Annotated in this window: 13 protein-coding genes; 7 read left to right on the top strand and 6 right to left on the bottom strand. The window is 76.0% G+C overall.

The annotated features are described in order from the left end of the window. Window positions 1-162 precede the first annotated feature (162 nt). Entirely contained in the window at window positions 163-546 is a 384-nt protein-coding gene (locus tag BMX65_RS34010) for a cold-shock protein (RefSeq protein ID WP_019357479.1), read from the bottom strand. A 301-nt stretch (window positions 547-847) separates the two neighbouring features. Here BMX65_RS34010 and BMX65_RS24990 point away from each other — a divergent pair, with 301 nt between their 5' ends. After that, window positions 848-1,084, top strand: a complete 237-nt coding sequence (locus BMX65_RS24990; protein ID WP_075002734.1) for a hypothetical protein — start codon at window positions 848-850, stop codon at window positions 1,082-1,084. 151 nt (window positions 1,085-1,235) lie between these two features. Here the strand turns inward: BMX65_RS24990 and BMX65_RS24985 are convergent, their stop codons facing one another. Next, complete coding sequence (locus BMX65_RS24985) at window positions 1,236-1,937, bottom strand: HAD family hydrolase (RefSeq protein ID WP_075002733.1); 702 nt, start codon at window positions 1,935-1,937, stop codon at window positions 1,236-1,238. A 250-nt stretch (window positions 1,938-2,187) separates the two neighbouring features. After that, on the bottom strand, window positions 2,188-2,787 hold the full coding sequence (locus BMX65_RS24980; protein ID WP_075002617.1) for a hypothetical protein: 600 nt from the start codon (window positions 2,785-2,787) through the stop codon (window positions 2,188-2,190). A 265-nt stretch (window positions 2,788-3,052) separates the two neighbouring features. Here BMX65_RS24980 and BMX65_RS24975 point away from each other — a divergent pair, with 265 nt between their 5' ends. Together BMX65_RS24975 and BMX65_RS24970 are read left to right on the top strand one after the other, a co-directional pair. Next, window positions 3,053-3,622, top strand: a complete 570-nt coding sequence (locus BMX65_RS24975; RefSeq protein ID WP_143081885.1) for a hypothetical protein — start codon at window positions 3,053-3,055, stop codon at window positions 3,620-3,622. Window positions 3,623-3,830: 208 nt separating this feature from the next. Beyond that, a complete protein-coding gene (locus BMX65_RS24970; protein ID WP_075002615.1) occupies window positions 3,831-5,063 on the top strand; it encodes a serine hydrolase domain-containing protein in 1,233 nt (410 codons plus the stop codon). Window positions 5,064-5,259: 196 nt separating this feature from the next. Here BMX65_RS24970 and BMX65_RS24965 read toward each other — a convergent pair whose 3' ends face one another. Then, on the bottom strand, window positions 5,260-6,342 hold the full coding sequence (locus tag BMX65_RS24965; protein WP_075002732.1) for a hypothetical protein: 1,083 nt from the start codon (window positions 6,340-6,342) through the stop codon (window positions 5,260-5,262). 349 nt (window positions 6,343-6,691) lie between these two features. On the opposite strand from BMX65_RS24965, the gene BMX65_RS24960 reads away from it, so the two are divergent. Together BMX65_RS24960 and BMX65_RS24955 are read left to right on the top strand one after the other, a co-directional pair. After that, a complete protein-coding gene (locus BMX65_RS24960; RefSeq protein WP_075002614.1) occupies window positions 6,692-9,370 on the top strand; it encodes a helicase-associated domain-containing protein in 2,679 nt (892 codons plus the stop codon). Window positions 9,371-9,515: 145 nt separating this feature from the next. Further along, complete coding sequence (locus tag BMX65_RS24955) at window positions 9,516-11,222, top strand: DNA repair helicase XPB (protein WP_075002613.1); 1,707 nt, start codon at window positions 9,516-9,518, stop codon at window positions 11,220-11,222. Window positions 11,223-11,399: 177 nt separating this feature from the next. On the opposite strand, the gene BMX65_RS24950 is transcribed toward BMX65_RS24955, so the two are convergent. Further along, window positions 11,400-12,713 (bottom strand): AMP-binding protein, encoded by a 1,314-nt coding sequence (locus tag BMX65_RS24950; protein WP_239502306.1) that lies wholly within the window; start codon window positions 12,711-12,713, stop codon window positions 11,400-11,402. A gap of 1,201 nt (window positions 12,714-13,914) precedes the next feature. Here BMX65_RS24950 and BMX65_RS24945 point away from each other — a divergent pair. Both BMX65_RS24945 and BMX65_RS24940 read left to right on the top strand, forming a co-directional pair. Continuing rightward, window positions 13,915-16,188 (top strand): HelD family protein, encoded by a 2,274-nt coding sequence (locus BMX65_RS24945; RefSeq protein ID WP_075002612.1) that lies wholly within the window; start codon window positions 13,915-13,917, stop codon window positions 16,186-16,188. A 68-nt stretch (window positions 16,189-16,256) separates the two neighbouring features. Next, window positions 16,257-17,300: a serine/threonine dehydratase gene (locus BMX65_RS24940; protein WP_075002611.1), complete on the top strand. Its 1,044-nt coding sequence runs from the start codon at window positions 16,257-16,259 to the stop codon at window positions 17,298-17,300. 395 nt (window positions 17,301-17,695) lie between these two features. Here the strand turns inward: BMX65_RS24940 and BMX65_RS24935 are convergent, their stop codons facing one another. Next, on the bottom strand, window positions 17,696-18,622 hold the full coding sequence (locus tag BMX65_RS24935; RefSeq protein WP_075002610.1) for a TioE family transcriptional regulator: 927 nt from the start codon (window positions 18,620-18,622) through the stop codon (window positions 17,696-17,698). Window positions 18,623-18,642 lie beyond the last annotated feature (20 nt).

Raw genomic sequence — 18,642 nt, 5'->3', positions numbered from 1 at the left:
GTTCCCGCGGAGCTGCCCGGCGGGGCGGCTCCTCCGGAGCTGCTCCGCGAGGCCGCCGCGGGGCCGGGCGCGGGCCGGGCGCGGGGTCAGCACCCGGCGGGTCCGCACCCGGGGCCGCTCACGGCCGTCCGGGACCGCTCGGGACGGTCCGGGACCGCCCGGTCAGACGTCGAGCTGGTCGGCGACGGCGCGCAGCATGCCCGCGATCTTCCGGCCGTGCTGCTTGTCGGGGTAGCGGCCGCGCTCCAGTGACTGGGAGACGCCGTCCAGCAGCGTCGTCAGATCCTGCACGATGGAGGCCAGCTCGTCCGGCTTGCGACGCTGCGCCGCCGCCACGGAGGGTGCCGGGTCCAGCAGGGTGACGGAGAGCGCCTGGTCGCCGCGCTGCCCGGCGACGACGCCGAACTCCACCCGCTGGCCCGGTTTGAGCGCCTCGACGCCGTCCGGGAGCACCGACGAGTGCACGAAGACGTCGCCGCCGTCGTCGCGGGAGAGAAAGCCGAAGCCCTTCTCGCTGTTGAACCACTTGACCTTGCCGGTAGGCACGTCTGTCCTCGTCCTCGTACTCGTCCGGATGCACCGGGCTGCGGCTGCTGGAAACTGGCTGGTCCTGCTGCGTCGGGGCGGTGTCCACGCCCCGAGATCTTCCCCGTACCCGACCCCCGATCCCCCGGAACAGCAGTCGGGCGGGCCGTAGGACCCGCCGCCACCAAGGTTAATGGCCCGGGGCGCCGTGGCAAGGTGCCACCGGAGGCGGGGTGCCGCCGGGTGGCTCCCGGCCGGGAAGGCTCCGGGCGGCCCGAGTGCCCGCTGGGTGAGCACTCGCTCCCGGACCTACCCTGTGTGGGTGAACACTGAAACTCCGACCGCCGGTGATCTTCTCGTGCGTATCGGCGGAATCGTCTTTCTGGTCGGCGCGCTGGCCACGCTGGTCACGGTCGCCCCGCTGTTCCTGGGCACCGACCCGTTCCCGGCACCCGCGTACTTCGTCTGCATGCTGATGGGCCTCGGGTTCCTGCTGGCAGCCGCCGGGGTGGTACGCACCGCGGTGGCGCAGCGGCGCCGGGCCGCAGGGCACGTCTGACACCGCAAGGCACGCGTCCGGCACCGCAGGGCACGTCTGACTCCGCGGGGCATGTCTGCACCGCTGACTCCGCGGGGCATGTCGGCACCGCCCGGCACTCCTGACGCCGGCCCGACCGCCGGACGACGGCAGTCCGCAGGCCGGGGTCACCTCACCGGCGCCCGGCGCCCGAGGGGCGCGGCGGTCGGCCGCCGGTCGCCTCCCCGCGGGTGAACGCGGCGAGCCAGGCCGGGAAGGCCGTCAGGTCCGGCAGCACCACATCGGCGCCCGCCGCGGCCAGCTCGGCCTCGGGGCAGGGCCCGGTGGCGACCGCCACGGACCGCGCGCCCGCCGTCCGCGCGCCCCGCACATCGCCCACGTGGTCGCCCACGTAGGCGGCGGCCCCGTGCGCGGTCAGCGCCTCCGCCTTGCCCTCCGCCCACAGCTCGCCGACCAGCACGTCGGGGGCGAGGCCGAGGTGGTCCAGATGCAGCGCGGCACTGGGCCGGTGCTTGGCGGTGACGACCAGCGTGCGGCCCCCCGCGGCCCGTACGGCGTCGAGCGCTTCGCGGGCGCCCGGCAGCGCGGTGGTCGGCGCGATGGCGTGGTCCGGGTAGAGCGCCCGGTAGCGCGCCGCCATCGCCGGGATCTCCTCCTCGGGGAACCAGTACGCCAGTTCCTGGGCGAGCGGCGGGCCGAGCCGGGTGACGACCAGGTCCGCGTCGATGCGTACGCCCGTCTCGGCCGCCAGCCGCCGCCAGGTGGCGTGGATACCGGGGCGGGAGTCGATCAGCGTCATGTCGAGATCGAAGCCCACGGTGGGGCCGGGCCGGGTGCGCGGCGCCGGGGCGGGTGGCGGGACGGGCGTATCCATGCCGGTCATTGTGCCCGGCCCGCGCTTCTGCGCTCCTGCCCGCCCCTGCCCGCGGGGTACCCGGTCCGACCGTCCGGTGGGGGCACGGCCGGACCCGACCGGCACGGCCCGCAGCTCGCGGTCCGCAGCCCCACGGCCCGCAGCTCGCCGTCCGCAGCCCTGGGGCCCACGGCTCACGGCTCGCCGCCGACGGGGCACGGGTCACGGGTCACGGGTCACGGCTCACGGCCGACGGCTCACGGCCGACGGGTCAGGACGAGGTCGGGGACTTGCTGGCGGTGGTGACCTGGCAGGAGTACACGAACCGCTGGTTGTTGGAGTACGAGGCGTGCACCGAGACCGTGCGGTCGGCACCGCCGCGGACCGTCACGGTCTTGAAGGCGGTGCCGACGGTCCGGGTCGCGATCGTGGAGCTCGGCGAGGAACCCACCTTGAACCGGACGCTGAAGCTGTAGCGGAACGCCTGGTCCGCGGAGGCGTTCTGGATCTTCACCTGGTAGGTGATCCGGCCGCTCGACCGGGAGTAGTCGCAGCTCTCGCCGTCGACCTCGCCGACCGCGCTCGGGTTGTAGGTCGGCGGCGCGGACACCGTGGGCGTGGGGCTGCTGCCGCCGGTCAGGCCACCGGAGTCGGACCCGCTGCCGGAACCTCCGCTGTAGCCGCCGCCCGAGCTGAGTCCGGGGCTGTCGGAGGGCGAGGGGAACGAGGGCGCGGACGGTGCCGACGGCATGTCGTCCAGATCCCCCAGGCCGCCGAACGCCTTGTCCTTCGGGTCGTCGGCGCAGCCCGCGAGGACGGCCGTACTGGCGAGGACGAGACTGGCGGCGCCGATGGCGCGGCGTGTGCGCATGTGATCCCCCGGTGTGCGTGAGCGCGTGGACTGGACAGCCCTGTCCAAGCTTGTACTGAAGACCGTGCTGACGTCGTGTCCGTTGCGGGTTCATGACAGTCTCGGTGCACTGGAGCGGAAGAGTAACCGACGGGGAACGCCTCGGACTCTCCTGCCGCCCAGGGACTTCCGCGCCCGGGCGCCTTGGGTATTTTGGGCGCTCAGAGCTCAGCTCGGCCGACGCCGCTTCGCGCACCTCGGCCGACGCTTCACACACGGGGGAACGATGAGTCAGCCCTGGCCGCCGCAACAGCCGATGCAGCCGATGCCGCCCGCGCCGTCCATGCAGCCGATGCAGCCCATGCAGCCCGGCTATCCGTACCACCCCGGCGGGCCCGGCTTCCCGCCGCAGCGCCGCGGCAGCGGGGTCAAGGCGTTCCTGTTCGGCTGGCTCATCTCCGGCGCCGGGGCGACGGTGTTCGCCGTCCTGCTCCTCGCCAGCTACGAGGACCTCTCGAAGGTCGGGCTGCGGATCATGTACGTGGTCTTCGCGCTGGCGCTCGCCCTGCTCGTGGGCGGCGTGGCCGGCAAGGTGGGCGGGCCCAACCCCGCCGCGTACGTGGTCCCCTCCCTGTTCGCCATGGCCGCGGTCTTCCTGGGCACCACCAACGGCTTCGTGTTCGTGATCCTCAACGCGGGCGGCAGCGAGGTGTTCGAGTCGATGATGGAGAACGAGCCCGGTGCCCCGGCCGAGTTCTGGTGGAAGGGCCTCAAGGGCGGCATCGCACTGCTCGGGCTCGCCGCCGCCGGGGGCGGCACCTTCGGGATGGCGTCCCTCGTCGGCCGACGCCGCTGAACGGCCCACCGCGCACACGTCCCCGCACCGCGGACCGCCCCGCCGCCGGAACGCCCCCGCGGGCGGCCGGGGTGGTGCCGGCACCACCCCGCGGCCGGGTCCCAGCGCCCTCGTACGCCGCCTCCCCCGCTGGTTGCCTGATCTCCGGGCGGGCGACGGACCCGCCCGGCGGCCGACTCGGGCGGCCGCAGGACAAGGGGGACGGACGATGCGCATCCGTACACGGACGACTCGCAGGGGAACCGCCGCGCTGACGGTGGCGGTGCTCGTCGGGCTCACCGGAGCCCAGTACGCGGGGGCGGCCGGCGCCGGGGACGGGCCGGACCGGGGGCACGGCGGCGACCGGCCGGGCGCCGGCCGCAAGGTGCTGCGGCAGGACGTGGCGGCCGTCCGCACGGCGGGCGGCGGCAAGGTCAAGGTGCTGGCCGAGGTGCGCGACGGCCGCACCAGGGTGCGGGCCCGCGCCGGTTCCGGCAGACCCGTACCGTGGAACGCCCGCTTCCGCGCGGCCAGCACCACCAAGACCTTCACCTCCGTCGTCCTGCTCCAGCTCGCCGACGAGGGGAAGCTGTCCCTGGACGACACGGTGGAGAAGTGGCTGCCCGGCATGGTCGCGGGGAACGGCAACGACGGGTCCCGGATCACGGTCCGCGACCTGCTGCGGCAGACGAGCGGGCTGTACGACTACGTCGAGGACCCGGAACTGGCCGGGGCGCTGCGGGACTTCGACACCCACCGTCACGACGCCACCCCGGCGGCCTCCTACGTGGCCGTCGCGATGCGCCACCGGCCGCTGTTCACCCCGCGTCCCGGCGGCACCCCGCGCTGGGCGTACTCGAACACCAACTACCTGCTGGCCGGGCTGATCGCCGAGAAGGCGGGCGGGCTCCCCTGGCGCGAGCAGGTCGAACACCGCGTGATCGCACCGCTGGGCCTCCGCGGCACCCGCGTCACCGGTGCGAACCCGTTCATGCCCGGCCCGCACGCCCGGGTCGCCCTGCCGATACCGGGCAAGGACGGCAAGCCGCTCGACGTGACCGAGCACAGCCTCCAGCACGGTGCCGACTCCGCCGTCATCAGCACCACCCGGGACCTCGACACCTTCTTCCGCGCCCTGATGACCGGCAAGCTGCTGCCCCGGGACCGGCTCGCCCAGATGAAGGAGACGGTGGAGCGGACCGACGACCCCGAGGACCTCGCCGCCTGGCCCGAGGGCGGCTACGGCCTCGGCCTGCGCGACAACCCGCTCTCCTGCGGGGGACGTTACCGGCACCACGAGGGCGACGGCTTCGGTTCCTACACCCGCACCGGGGTCACCGAGGACGGCCGCCGCGCGGTCACCGTCTCGATCACCAGCGACGGCGGCCTCCCCGACCAGGAACGGCTCAACGCCGCCACCCGGAAGCTGGTCGACCACGCCCTGTGCGGTAGGGACGGCTGACCGGCGCGCGGACACCTCGCGGGCGGCTGCCCCGGCCCGCGGAGCAGCCGTCCGGCGCAACAGCCGTCGGGTGAGCAGCCGTCCGGTGAGCAGCCGTCCCGTGGAACGACGGTTCCGCGCAGGGCTGCTCAGCCGCGGAGCAGCCGTCCCGCGCAGGCTCGGCCGTCCGCGCCCACGCGTGCGGCGTGCGGGGCTCTCACTCCGGTGCCGACCGCCGGGAGCGCCACACCAGGTAGAGGGCACTGGCGACCGCAGCCAGGCGCAGCAGCACCGGAAAGGCGTCACCGATCGCTCCGCTCAGGGCCTCGCTGCCCTCGGCGAGCGGTTCGCCCCACCGGCCGTCCGCCCGGCCCCACAACCACACCCCCGTACCTGCCACCACCAGGCCGGGCATGCCCAGGGCCGCCCACTTGCCCTCGTTGCTGCTCAGCTTGGGCGACCACCAGGCAGCCAGCCATCCCAGTGCCAGCGGGACGAGGGAACCGACCACGGCGCCGGCCACCAGCAGCACCACGGCGGCCCACTCGACCACGCCGCCCCGCCCGGCGCCGCCGCCCTTGCCGCGCAGCCGCCGCCGCAGCAGCACGGCCGCGCCCAGCCCGGGGGCCGTCGCCGGAGCCGGCTCGGCGGGCGGAGCCCCCTGCGGGGCCACCGGGACCTGCCCGGCCGGCGCGGGCGCGCCCGGCGCCTCCGGGGCGTCCCCCGGCGGGGGCTTGAGGACCTCCGGCAGTTCGATCCCGCCCACGAAGCCCGGCACCGGTTCCCCGGCCGCCACGGCGTTGGTGCCGCCGGGGCCGGTGCCGAACGGACTGGGGTCGACCCGCCACCAGTCGGGGTCGGAGTCCTCGGGGCCCAACTCGTCGAGGCTCGCCAGGTGCGGCGAGGAGGCGCCGAAGGCGGCGGTGGGGGTTCCGCCGCCGGTGCGCTGGGCGGGCAGGGACGGCGCCGACCGCTCCGCTCCGGAGGTCCGCGGCACCTGCGGGCCCGCACCGCTCCCGCCGTCCGCCGCCGCCTCGGACGGCGTCGGCGCTGCGCGCCGGGGGACCTCACCGCCGCTCGCCGAGGCCACCACGTCCTCGGGGCGACCGAACCGGTCCAGGATCTTCCGCACGGCGGCCTTGGTCACCGCGCCGCCTTCCGCGGCCCGCGCCCGGTCGATCTCGCCGCGCAACCCGCCGACGAGCTTGGCCCGTTCGGCAGCGGTCATCCGCGTACTGTGCGCCAGGTCGCCGACCCGGCTCAGATAGTCGAAGACAAGCCGATCGCTCTCGATCCCCACCAAGTCCCCGCAGCCCACTAGCCCTTCAAGCCCTTCCAGCCCTCCGCACAGACGGTACCGCGCAAACCCGCCCGGAAGGGAGTACCGGCCGGTGCGGCGCCCGCCGTTCGGCGGAACGTCCCGGTCCGGCCCGAGGACGCCGTCTCCGGACGCCCGCGGGCCCGCACCCGCGCAGCGGTGCCCACCTGGCAGCACCCGCGAAGCGCCCCGGGCACCCCGGCGCCCTTCGGCCCGCCGGGGCCGACCCGCGAAGGGACCCGCCCGGGCCGACGGCGAGGGACGCTCCGAGGCGGAGGGCCGACGGGCGCTCGGGGCGGGGGTGCCGCCGCGTGCCGCTACCGTGGGGAGGATGAGCAGTGAGCACAACGGGGGCTCTTCCTCACAGCCGGACGCGGCTCCGGGAGCGTCAGCGTCGTCCGGGCCCCGCACCCTCGCGGAGGACCTCCGCGCACGGGACGACAGCGCGCTCGCCGCGCTGCTGCGTGCCCGCCCCGACCTCCTCTCCCCCGTTCCGGGCGACCTCACCCAGCTCGCCACCCGGGCGGGCACCCGCGCCTCCGTCGTCCGCGCGCTGGAGCACCTGGACCGGTTCACGCTGCAGACGGCCGAAGCGCTGGCGGTAGCTCCCGGCGCTCCCCCGCCGCACGGGGCGGTGCCCCGGGAGGGCGCGGCCGCGGCCGAGGCGCCGCTGGCCCGGCTGCTCCCCGGTGCGGAGGCGGCCGCGCGGCTGCGCCCGGCGCTCGCCGAGCTGCGGGCCCGCGCCCTGGTGTGGGGCCCTCCGGAGCGGCCGCGGCTCGTCCGCACCGCGCGGGAACTGCTCACCTCGCCCTCGCCCACCGGCCTGGGACCCACGCTCGCGGAGGCGGTGGCGGCGGCCGGACCGGCCAAGCCCGCACCGTCCCGGCTGCAGGAGATGCTGGCCGCGGCGGGACTGGCGGGGACACACGACCCGGTCAGCGCGCTGGCCGCGCTGACGGCGCTGTTCGACGACCCCGGCCGGATGGCGGAACTGCTCGCCTCGGCCCCCGCGGGGGCCGAGGCGGTGCTGCGGAAGCTGGAGTGGGGGCCGCCCTACGGCACGGTCGACCTGGAGGCACCGCCACCGGCGGTCCGCTGGCTGCTGGACCGCGCCCTGCTGGTGCCGACCGGCGCCGAGCCGGGCGGCGGCCCCGGCGCGCCCGGCAGTGTCGTCCTGCCGCGGGAGGTCGCTCTGCACCTGCGCGGCGGCCGGGCGCACCGGGTGCTGGAGCCGACCGCGCCGCAGGTCGCGCCGGCCCGCAGCTACGAGCCGGCGACCGTGGACGCCACGGCGGCCGGGCAGGCGATGGCGGCGGTGGCGGCCGTCGAGGAGCTGCTGGGGCTCTGGGAGGCGGAGCCGCCGCCGGTGCTGCGCGCGGGCGGACTGGGCGTCCGCGACCTGAAGCGGACCGCCGCCGCGCTGGATGTGTCCGAACCGGCCGCCGCGGGCTGGATCGAGCTGGCGTACGTGGCGGGGCTGGTGGCCTCGGACGGCGAGGCCGACGAGGTGTACGCGCCGACCCCTGCCTACGACGACTGGCTCCGCGCCGCGCCCGCCGAGCGGTGGGCGGCGCTCGCCGCGGCCTGGTACGCGGCCACCCGCACGGCCGGGCTGGTGGGCGAGCGGGACCCGCGGGGCCGGAACCTGGCGCCGCTGGGCCCCGGACTGGACCGCGGCCCGGCACCCGAGGTGCGGCAGCGCGCCCTCGCCCGGCTCGCCGGACTGGCGCCCGGTTCGGCCCCGGACCGGGACACGCTGCGCGACCGGCTGTGCTGGGAACGCCCCCTGCTCGGCAACCGGGCGGCGGCCCGAGCGGCCCAGCCCGCCGGACAGCCACCGGGACAGCAGCCGACACAGCAGCCGGGACAGCCTTCGGGCGCGGCAGCCGGAGCGGGCGAAGCCGACGGTGGACGGCAGTTGCGGTCCCGGCTGCTGGACTGGGCCCTGGACGAGGCGGAGACCTTGGGGGTGACCGGCCGGGGCGCCCTCGCCTCCTACGTACGCCCCCTGCTGGTCGCGGAGCAGGACGGCGGGGCAGCGCACCGAGCTCCCGGGGCCACCGGCGAGGCCGTGCGGGCCGTCGCCGCGAAGCTCGCCCCGCACCTCCCCGAACCCCTGACCGAAGTCCTGCTGCAGGCGGACCTGACCGCCGTGGCACCGGGGCCGCTGGAGCGCGAGCTCGCGGCGTTCCTGGCCGTGCTGGCGGACGTGGAGTCCAAGGGCGGCGCCACGGTCTACCGCTTCACGCCCGGTTCGGTGCGCCGCGCCCTGGACACCGGGCGGACCGCCGCCGACCTGCACGCCTTCCTGGCCGAGCACTCCAGTACGCCGGTGCCGCAGCCGCTGACCTACCTGGTCGACGACGTGGCCCGCCGCCACGGACAGGTCCGGGTGGGGGCCGCCTCCTCGTACGTGCGCTGCGACGACGACGCCCTGCTCACCGAACTCCTCGCCGACCGCCGCTCGGCACCACTGCGGCTGCGCCGGCTCGCCCCCACGGTGCTGGCCTCGCCCGCGCCGCCGGACCAGCTCCTGGCCAAACTGCGGGAGGCCGGATACGCACCCGCGGCCGAGTCCGCCGAGGGCGATGTGCTGCTGGCGCGCCCGGACGCGCACCGCGCACCGCCCCGCACCCCGCCCGAGCCGGTGCCGGAGGGCCCGCCCCCGCCCGACGGGTCGCTGCTGGCGGCCGCCGTCCGCGCCATCCGGGCCGGCGACCACGCCGCCACCCTGACCCACAAACCGAAGGCCCCCGCCGCCGCACCCCCCGAGGGCGGCCCGCCGCGCACCGTCATGGCCGAGACCCTCGCCACGATGCAGTCCGCCACCCTCTCCGGCACACCGGTGTGGATCGGCTACGTCAACGCCGACGGCGCCGCCTCGCAGCGCGTCATCGCCCCCGTGAAGGTCGAGGGCGGCTTCGTCACCGGCTACGACCACACCGCGGAGGAGGTCCGCACCTACCCCCTGCACCGCATCACCGGCGTCGCGGAGGTGGCGGAGAGCTGACCGCCACCGGAGACGGGAGCAGGGGCCGGGCGCGGGCATCCCGTGCTCGGCGGGTGAGCTGCGCCGCACGACGGGACGGTCCGTCGCCGGGCTGAGGCACACTGGACGTTTGGCCCGCAGAACCGGAACGTCGAAAGGGTGACGCGTGAACGGTGGCCCCCTGATCGTGCAGAGCGACAAGACGCTGCTGCTCGAAGTCGATCACGAGCTGGCCGAGGCGTGCCGGAGGGCCATCGCGCCGTTCGCGGAGCTGGAGCGGGCTCCGGAGCACATGCACACCTACCGGGTGACGCCGCTGGGGCTGTGGAACGCGCGGGCCGCCGGGCACGACGCCGAGCAGGTGGTGGACGCGCTGGTGGAGTACGCGCGCTACCCGGTGCCGCACGCGCTGCTGGTGGACATCGCCGAGACGATGGCCCGGTACGGCAGGCTCTCGCTCAGCAAGCACCCCACGCACGGCCTGGTGCTGACGAGCACCGACCGGCCGGTGCTGGAGGAGGTGCTGCGCTCGAAGAAGATCCAGCCGCTGGTGGGCGAGCGGATCGACCCGGACACCGTGGCCGTGCACCCGTCCGAGCGCGGGCAGATCAAGCAGGTACTGCTGAAGCTGGGCTGGCCCGCCGAGGACCTGGCCGGGTACGTGGACGGCGAGGCGCACCCCATCGCGCTGGAGGAAGAGGACTGGTCGCTGCGCCCCTACCAGCAGCAGGCCGTCGAGGGCTTCTGGCACGGCGGGTCCGGTGTCGTCGTCCTGCCCTGCGGTGCCGGTAAGACGCTGGTGGGCGCCGGTGCGATGGCCAAGGCGCAGGCGACGACGCTGATCCTGGTCACCAACACGGTCTCGGCCCGCCAGTGGAAGCACGAGCTGGTGCGGCGCACCTCGCTGACCGAGGACGAGATCGGCGAGTACAGCGGGACGCGGAAGGAGATCCGCCCCGTCACCATCGCCACCTACCAGGTGATCACCACGAAGCGGAAGGGTGTCTACCCGCATCTGGAGCTGTTCGACTCCCGCGACTGGGGCCTGATCGTCTACGACGAGGTGCACCTGCTGCCCGCACCGGTCTTCAAGTTCACCGCCGACCTCCAGGCCCGCCGCCGCCTCGGGCTGACGGCGACGCTGGTGCGGGAGGACGGGCGCGAGTCGGACGTGTTCTCGCTCATCGGCCCCAAGCGGTTCGACGCGCCCTGGAAGGAGATCGAGAACCAGGGCTACATCGCCCCCGCGGACTGCGTCGAGGTCCGCGTCAGCCTCACCGACTCCGAACGGCTGGCCTACGCGACGGCCGAGCCGGAGGAGAAGTACCGGTTCTGCGCGACCACCGACAGCAAGCGCCGGGTGACCGAGGCGCTGGTGCGCCGCCACGCGGGCCAGCAGACGCTGGTCATCGGCCAGTACATCGACCAGCTCGACGAGCTGGGCGAGCACATCGGGGCGCCGGTCATCAAGGGCGACACCACCAACGCGCAGCGCGAGAAGCTCTTCGACGCGTTCCGCGCGGGCGAGCTGAACTGCCTGGTCGTCTCGAAGGTCGCCAACTTCTCCGTCGATCTGCCCGAGGCGACCGTGGCCGTACAGGTCTCCGGGACCTTCGGCTCCCGGCAGGAGGAGGCCCAGCGGCTGGGCCGGGTGCTGCGGCCGAAGGCGGACGGGCACGAGGCCCGCTTCTACTCGGTGGTCGCCCGCGACACCATCGACCAGGACTTCGCCGCCCACCGCCAGCGCTTCCTCGCCGAGCAGGGATACGCCTACCGGATCATGGACTCGGTCGACCTGCTGGCTGCCCCGGACCCGGAGGGCACCGGGAGTGCGGGCAGCGCGGGTAACGCCGAGGAGCCGGACGAGGTGTAGACGAGCGGCAGTGGGCCCCGGCGGGGGCAGCGGGGCCGGTCCGGGGCCGTCCGGGGCAGTCCAGGTTGGTCCGGGCCGGTCCGGGTGACGGGGCAGGGCCGGTGCCCGGGGCCGGCCCGCACCCGGGAAAGGGCGCACACCCGCCGGTGCCCGCGCGGACGGCGGCTCCCGGCGGCGCTACCGGCCCTCCGCCGAGGGTGCCTCGGGGGGCTTCATCGCGACGCGGCCGTCCGGGGTGATCGCCGCCGTCTCGCCGGTGCGCAGCCAGCCCTCGTGCAGCGGCGCCGCGTCCTCGACGTAGGAGGCGGTGATCCACGGGCCGCGCAGCAGCAGCTCGCCCTCGGACTGCCCGTCCCAGGGCAGCGGCCGCTGGTCGGGCCCGGTGACGCCGTATTCGACCGAGGCGGGGAAGCGGTAGTGGCCGGCGGCGGGCCGGGCCACGCACGCCGGGGAGAGCGTCTCGGGCGCTCCCCAGGCCGCCGCCGCGCTGATGCCGTGCCGCCAGCGCAGCTCCTGCGCCAGCAGCGTCCCGCCGGGCTCCGCGCCGGGCCCACCGACCACCACGGCCTCCCGCAGCGAGGACAGGTCACGGGGGTGGGCGGCCAACTCCTCCAGCATGCCGTCCCACACGGCCGGGTCGGCGACCGCGAGCGTGGGCCGCTCCCGCTCTGCCATCTCGGCGAGCGGCGCGGGCTGGTCGTAGGTGCCGGGCAGCAGCAGCGAGGCGCCGCCGGCGAACGCGGCGTAGGGGAGCCCCCAGGCCAGCATCCGGGACATCGGCACGACGGGCAGCACCAGATCGTCCTCGCCGATGCCGTACGCCTGCGGGGTCTGCGCCTGGAGGGCGTGCAGGTAGAGGGCGCGGTGGCTGTAGGCGACTCCGCGTGGCGCGGTGCCGTCCTCGGACGCGGCGTGGCAGAGCACCGCCGCGTCGCGCTCGTCGACCGCGGGCCAGTCGTAGTGACTGCGCCGGTCGGTGATCAGCTCCTCGTAGTCGTGGACCTCGGCGCCGTAGGCGGTACCGCCGCTGACGACGGCCGCGGAGTCGTTGCCACCCGCGACGATCACATGCCGCAGGTGACCGAGCCGGGGCAGCACGGAGGCCAGCGGCGCGAGCCCCGTCGGGTCGGTGATCAGCACACGCGCGTCGCCGCGCACCGCAGCCGCGACGAGCTGGTCGGCGGGCAGCCACGGGTCGAGGGTGTGCAGGACGGCGCCCATCGAGGGGACGGCCAGATACGCCTCCAGGTGGTCGGCGGTGTTGGCCATCAGCGTGGCGACGGTGTCCCCGGGCGCGACCCCGAAGTCGTCGTGCAGGGCGGCGGCGAGCTGCACGGCGCGGACGCCCGTGTCGAGGAACGTACGACGGTCGGGTTCGGCACCACCCGTGGTCCCCGTCCAGGTGGTCACCCGGGCGGTCCCGTGCGCGAACGCGCCGTGCACGAGGAGTCGGTTCACGGTCAGCGGGATGTCCTGCATGGTGCTTCGCACACCGGCCTCCTCGGGCCTCTTCACGCTCTGGTCGGCGGCCGTCCCGGCGCCTGTCGGCGGGGTGCCTGTCGGCGGGACCGGCCGGAGGGCTGTCCGTCGTCGTACCCGTACCGCCCCTGCCACCCGTCGGCCCTCCGGTCTCCGGGCGCTGCTCCTGCGGGACGGTCGTCCCCGGCCCGTCCTGCCGAGGGGCTTTCGCTTTCCCTGACGGGCGGCCGGCTTCCCGGCCCGGCCGCCCCTGCTGATTCTTGCCCGGCGGGCGCACGGTGTCAGCGTTCCGGAGCGGTCCGGCGCCGACGCGCCCGGAGGCGACGCGCCCGGAGGCGAGGTGCACGGCGTCGAGACGCCCGGAGGCGAGATGCCCGGAGGCGAGATGCCCGGCGTCGGCGAGCCGGACGGGTGCGGGCGGGCCCGGCGGCACACGGGCCGCCGGGAGGGTGCGCGGGCGGGCGGCGCCAGTACGGCCACGGCCCGCGGAGAGGCGAGGCGGGCGGGTACGGAACGAAGGCGGGTACGTGCTGCGGGGAGACGGGCGCGTACGGCGTGGAGGGGGGGCGGGCTGCCGGGCAGTGCGCGGGGCGGCGCGGCGCGAGGCCACGGGGCACGCGGCTGCATGCGCGCCTGCGGCGAGGGCGGGGGCGGAGGCGGGTTCCGGAAGCGGGTTCGCGGCGTGCGCGGGCCCGGTACGCGGGGCGCCGCTGCCAGTCACCCGTGCCGCCTCCTCGCCACCGGGAGGACGGGCCGTCCCGGATCGCCGTTGATTGCCGCCGGGCGTCGACCCTAATCGAGTAACCGCCCCGAGACCGAAACGGCTTCGCCCGCGCCGTCGCCGGACAGCGTGCGGAGCCCTCCGGCCCCGGGACCTTCCGCCGCCGGGTTCCGGGCCCGAAAACGGATCGCCCGCTCGCCGGCCGGTGGCTACAATCCCCGGTCTGCCCCCTCGGCGCCCCTCTGGCGCGAGGCGCCCGCCGCACGGAAACCGGTCGGGCTCACCCGTGGACCCGTACGTGGATCCGTACCAGCGGACCCGCGGGCGGTGCCGCGCAGACCTGTCCGTCCGTACGCCCGCGCCCGCGTGCCGAGCCCGTGCGTCCGCCCCCTCCCGCCCCGTCCGGGCCGCGCGCCCGCCGGGCCGCAGGGGGCCGACCACGCGTGCCCGGCGCCCGGCCCGCGGGCGCCCGTGCTCTCCGGAGGCAGCCCGATGACCGACCACTCCACACCCGCACCCGGCGACGTACCGGACGACGTGTCCGAGGCCGAGACCGGGACCGGGACCGATCCCGGCGGCGCGGGTCCCGGCCCAGGTCGCGGCGGCGGGCCGGCACCCGGCGGCGTCCCCGCGTCCCGCGACCCGCTCGCCCGCGAGCGGGCCCATCTGGCGGCCTCGCGGGCCGCGCTCCGTGCCATGCGGGCCGACGCCGAGGCACTCGACATCCGCGACGTGACCGCGAACTGGGTCAACGCCGAGGCGCTCGCCGCGGGGATCGAGGACCGGATCGCGGCGCTGGCCGATCTCGCGCACACGCCGCTGTTCTTCGGCCGGCTCGACCGCACGGACGCACAGGTCTTCCACATCGGCCGGCGGCATGTGCACGACGCGGACGGCGACCCCATGGTCATCGACTGGCGGGCCCCGGTCTCGCAGCCCTTCTACCGCGCCTCCCCCACCGACCCGCAGGGCGTGGCGCTGCGGCGCCGCTTCGGGTACACGGGCGGCGAGTTGACCGCCTACGAGGACGAGCGGCTCACCCCGCCCCCGGACGCCCGCGTGCCGCAGCCGGGCAGCCCCCGGCCGGGTGCGCCGGAACCGGACGCACCGGGGGCACGGCGTACCAGCGCACTGCTCCAGGCCGAGATCGAGCGCCCCCGTGTGGGACCCATGCGGGACATCGTCGCGACGATCCAGCCCGAGCAGGACGAGATCGTCCGGGCCGGTGTCGACGGGACGGTGTGCGTGCAGGGCGCCCCGGGGACGGGCAAGACGGCGGTCGGTCTGCACCGCGTCGCCTACCTGCTGTACGCGCACCGCGAGCAACTGGCCCGGACCGGCACGCTGGTGATCGGCCCGAACGACTCCTTCCTGCGCTACATCGAGCAGGTACTGCCCGCGCTGGGCGAAGTGGCCGTACGGCAGACGACGGTGGAGGCGTTGGTGGCACGCCCCGACGTCCCCGTACGGGCGGTGGACGGTGCGGAGGCCGCCCGGGTCAAGGGCGACGCCCGGATGGCCGGGGTGGTGCGCCGGGCGGTGCGCGCGGGAGTGCGTCCGCTTCCGGCGGAGCCGTGCGTGGTGGTGCGCGGCTCGCGGCGATGGCGGATCCCCGCGCACGAGATCGCGGAGCTGGCCGAGGAGTTGCTGGAGCGCGGCCTGCGGTACGGGGCGGGCCGCGAGGCGCTGCCGCAGCGGATCGCGCACGCCGTGCTGGTGCGGATGGAGCAGGCCGGGGAGGCGCCCGACGACCGGGTGCAGGACGCGGTGGCGCGGAGCGCCGCGGTGAAGGCGGTGGTGCGTCAGGTGTGGCCGCCCGTCGATCCGGCCAAGGTGGTGCTGCGGCTGCTGTCCGACGCGGAGTTCCTCGCCGAGCAGGCGGAGGGGCTGCTGACCGCCGAGGAGCAGCGGGCGGTCCTGTGGGAGAAGGCGCCGCGCGGCGTCCGGAGCGCCCGCTGGTCGGCAGCCGACGCGGTGCTGGTGGACGAGGCCGCCGACGCCGTGCAGCGGACGCCCTCGCTGGGGCATGTGGTGCTGGACGAGGCCCAGGACCTCTCCGCGATGCAGTACCGCGCTGTGGGCCGGCGCTGTTCGACCGGGTCGGCGACGGTGCTGGGCGACCTGGCGCAGGGCACCACGCCGTGGGCGACGGAGAGCTGGGAGGCCGCCCTGGAGCATCTGGGGAAACCGGGCGCCGCGGTGGAGGAGTTGACCGAAGGGTTCCGGGTGCCGCGTGAGGTGATCGCGTACGCGTCGCGGCTGCTGCCGGGCATCGCACCGGGGCTGCGGCCCGCGACCTCCGTGCGGGAGTCGCCGGGGGACTTCGCCGTGCGGCGCGCCCCCGGCGGCACGGACGAGTCCACCGCGGCGGCCGACCGGATGGTGGTGGACGCGTGCCGGGAGGCGCTGGACCGGGAGGGATCGGTCGGGCTGATCGCCGCGGAGGAACGGCTCCCGGCGCTGCGCGCGGCACTGCGCGCGGCGGGGCTCGGCTGGCTGTCGCCCGGTGCGGAGACCAGCGCGGCGGCCCGGTTGACGCTCGTACCGGCCGTGCTGGCCAAGGGCCTGGAGTACGACTATGTGGTGCTGGACGAGCCGGCCGCGGTCGTGGCCGGGGAGCCGGACGAGCGGACGGGGCTGCGGCGGCTGTACGTCGCGCTGACCCGGGCGGTCTCCGGACTCGTCGTGGTGCACACCCGGCCGCTTCCGGAGGCACTGGCGGCACAAGTGCCGACCGAGTACGGGGCGGTGGCCAGGAGGTCGTAACGTAGCCGTAACGTAGTTGTTTGTCCCTTCACGTCCGAGCACGTCCGAGCACGTCCAGGAGTCGCGCCGTGCACCATCTTTCTTACGGAGATGTCAAGACCGCAGCCGACCGGGTCGGCACCGGCGTCCGCCCCGTCGCGGTCGCCCGCGCGGACGTCGGCGGGGACGTCGGCGGGGACGTCGGCGGGGACGTCGGGGCGGCGAGTACCGGAGGCGCGTCCGGCGCCCCGGACTTCGAACTGTTCTTCGCCCTCGAGTTCATGCAGCACACCGGAAGCTTCAAGGCGCGGGGCGCGCTGAACTTCCTGCTCGCGCACCGGGAGCGCGAGGAACTTCCCGCGGCGGGCGTCACCCTGGCCTCCGGCGGCAACGCGGGGCTCGCGTGCGCGTGGGCCGCGCGCGGACTGGGCGTGCCGGCCACGGTCTTCCTGCCGGAGACCGCGCCGCAGGTGAAGGTCGAGCGGCTGCACGCGTACGGGGCCGATGTGCGGCTGGTCGGCACGGAGTACGCCGACGCCGCGACGGCCTGCGAGGCGTTCGCCGCGGACACCGGGGCGCTGGCGTCGCACGCGTACGACCATCCGCTCATCGCGGCGGGTGCCGGGACGCTGGTGGAGGAGATCCGCGCGCACGTCCCCCTCGTGGACACCGTGGTGGTGTCGGTGGGCGGCGGCGGCCTGTTCGCCGGGGTGGCCGCCGCCGCGCAGCACCACGGGATCCGGGTGGTGGCCGTGGAGCCCGAGCGGTGCCGGGCGCTGAACGCCGCGCTGGAGGCGGGGCGCGTCGTCGATGTGCCGGTGGACTCCGTCGCCGCCGACTCGCTGGGCGCCCGCCGGGCCTCTCCGATGGCACTGGCGGCGGCGGGCACCCGCAATGTGCGGTCGGTGCTGGTGAGCGACGAGGCCGTGGTCTCGGCCCGGCGCGAGCTGTGGGAGCGGTACCGGCTGGCGGTGGAGAACGGGGCGGCCACCGCGGTGTCCGCGATCCGGGGCGCCGTCGCCGCGCCGGACGGAGCCGACGGGCAGAGCGCGCCCTACGTGCCGTCCCCCGGCGAGCGGGTCGTCGTCGTGCTGTGCGGCGGCAACGCCGATCCGGGCGAGCCGACGCACTGACCGTACGGTGACCGCGGCGGACGGCCGGGCCGCTCGCCGCGCTCTGCCCGGTGGCCTCTCCCGGGTGCGTCCGCCGAGCCCTCCCCCGGCGGCGGACGCCTCCGGGCGGCGGACGGCACCGGCGGCGTCAGGACCTCGCGGACCGGGCCTCCTGCCCGGGTGCGGACGGGTCGGGTGCGTCCGGAGGAAGCCGAGCAGGACGGTGACGAAGCGCTCCCGGCCGTTCGGCGCCCGGCAGGTGGCACCGGCTACCGCGCGGCGGCCGGCCTGCCTGCCTGCCTGCGCCGGGCGCTCGACCGCCCGGCGCAGGCGCCGCTCTCGATCCAGGTGCGCCCGCTCAGCAGGAACGCCGTCGAAGGCTTCAAGGCATATGTCAGCGAGCTGCCCGAGGCGCTTCACCCGCGGCGTTCGCGTTCACCGAGATAGGAGTCCAGTTCGGCGGCTCCGGAGAGCAGTGCCCGGGCCCGGGTGGCCAGTCGGCCGTGCCAGTCGCGCAGCGCGTCCTCCAGCGGTTCCGGCCCGCCGGCCGCCCGCACCTGGGCGATCAGCGGAGCGATCTGCTCCAGCAGGTAGCCACCCCGCCGGAGTTGGTGGGTGAGCCGGGCGTCCCGTACCGCGGCCTCGTCGTAGACGCGGTACCCGGTCAGCGGATCGCGGCGCGGGCCGACCAGCCCCGCGGCCTCCCATTTGCGCAGCGTCGCGGGCCGGATGCCGAGCTCTTCCGCCAGCGGCCCGATGAACATGCCCCTGGCGCCCGCAGCCCCGGCGGACCCGGCTCCGGGCCGGTCCGCTCCGGGCCGGTCCGCTCCGGACCGGTCCGCTCCGGACCGGTCCGCTCCGGACCGGTCCGCTCCGGACGCCGGTGCGGGCCCAGTCGGTCCGGACCCGGCGGACACGGGCGCTCCCGCCTCCCCGGTAGCGCCTGCCGACCCGGCGGACCGGCCCGACCCGGAAGACCGGCCCGACCCGGCGGACCGCAGGTCGCGCAGAGCGCTCTCCACGGCCTGGAGAGTCCGCCGGTCGTCGAGGAGTTGGACATGGCTCTCGTCGACGAGGCGGAGTGCCTCCTCGACCGCGTCCTCGTTGACGGCCCGCATGATCGACGCCGCTGCCCGGTGCCCGTGGCCGGGCAGCAGGGCGAGGAAGGCGCGCAGGGCCCGCGCGTGCAGCGGAGTGTAGGTGCGGTAGCCGTGGTCCGTGCGCTCGGCGAGCGGCAGGATGCCGTCCGCCTCATAGTTCCTGACCGCCTGCGTGGACAGACCGTGCCCGCGGGCCAGATCGACCGGCCTGAGCCGCTCAGCACTTTGAAGGTTTCGCCCCATGCAGCCGACGATATCGCGGA

Origin of the sequence: Streptomyces qinglanensis, assembly GCF_900111245.1 — a bacterium.
Lineage (GTDB): Bacteria > Actinomycetota > Actinomycetes > Streptomycetales > Streptomycetaceae > Streptomyces > Streptomyces qinglanensis.
Note: the sequence above shows the minus strand (reverse complement) of the source record. Positions and strands in the feature narration are given on the sequence as shown.

What these genes read in the sequence shown, in the direction of transcription:
- BMX65_RS24980 (WP_075002617.1), bottom strand. Translation starts at nt 2,787, where the DNA reads ATGCGCACACGCCGCGCCATCGGCGCCGCCAGTCTCGTCCTCGCCAGT.
- BMX65_RS24975 (WP_143081885.1), top strand. Translation starts at nt 3,053, where the DNA reads ATGAGTCAGCCCTGGCCGCCGCAACAGCCGATGCAGCCGATGCCGCCC.
- BMX65_RS24935 (WP_075002610.1), bottom strand. Translation starts at nt 18,622, where the DNA reads ATGGGGCGAAACCTTCAAAGTGCTGAGCGGCTCAGGCCGGTCGATCTG.
- BMX65_RS24960 (WP_075002614.1), top strand. Translation starts at nt 6,692, where the DNA reads ATGAGCAGTGAGCACAACGGGGGCTCTTCCTCACAGCCGGACGCGGCT.
- BMX65_RS24970 (WP_075002615.1), top strand. Translation starts at nt 3,831, where the DNA reads ATGCGCATCCGTACACGGACGACTCGCAGGGGAACCGCCGCGCTGACG.
- BMX65_RS24945 (WP_075002612.1), top strand. Translation starts at nt 13,915, where the DNA reads ATGACCGACCACTCCACACCCGCACCCGGCGACGTACCGGACGACGTG.
- BMX65_RS24985 (WP_075002733.1), bottom strand. Translation starts at nt 1,937, where the DNA reads ATGGATACGCCCGTCCCGCCACCCGCCCCGGCGCCGCGCACCCGGCCC.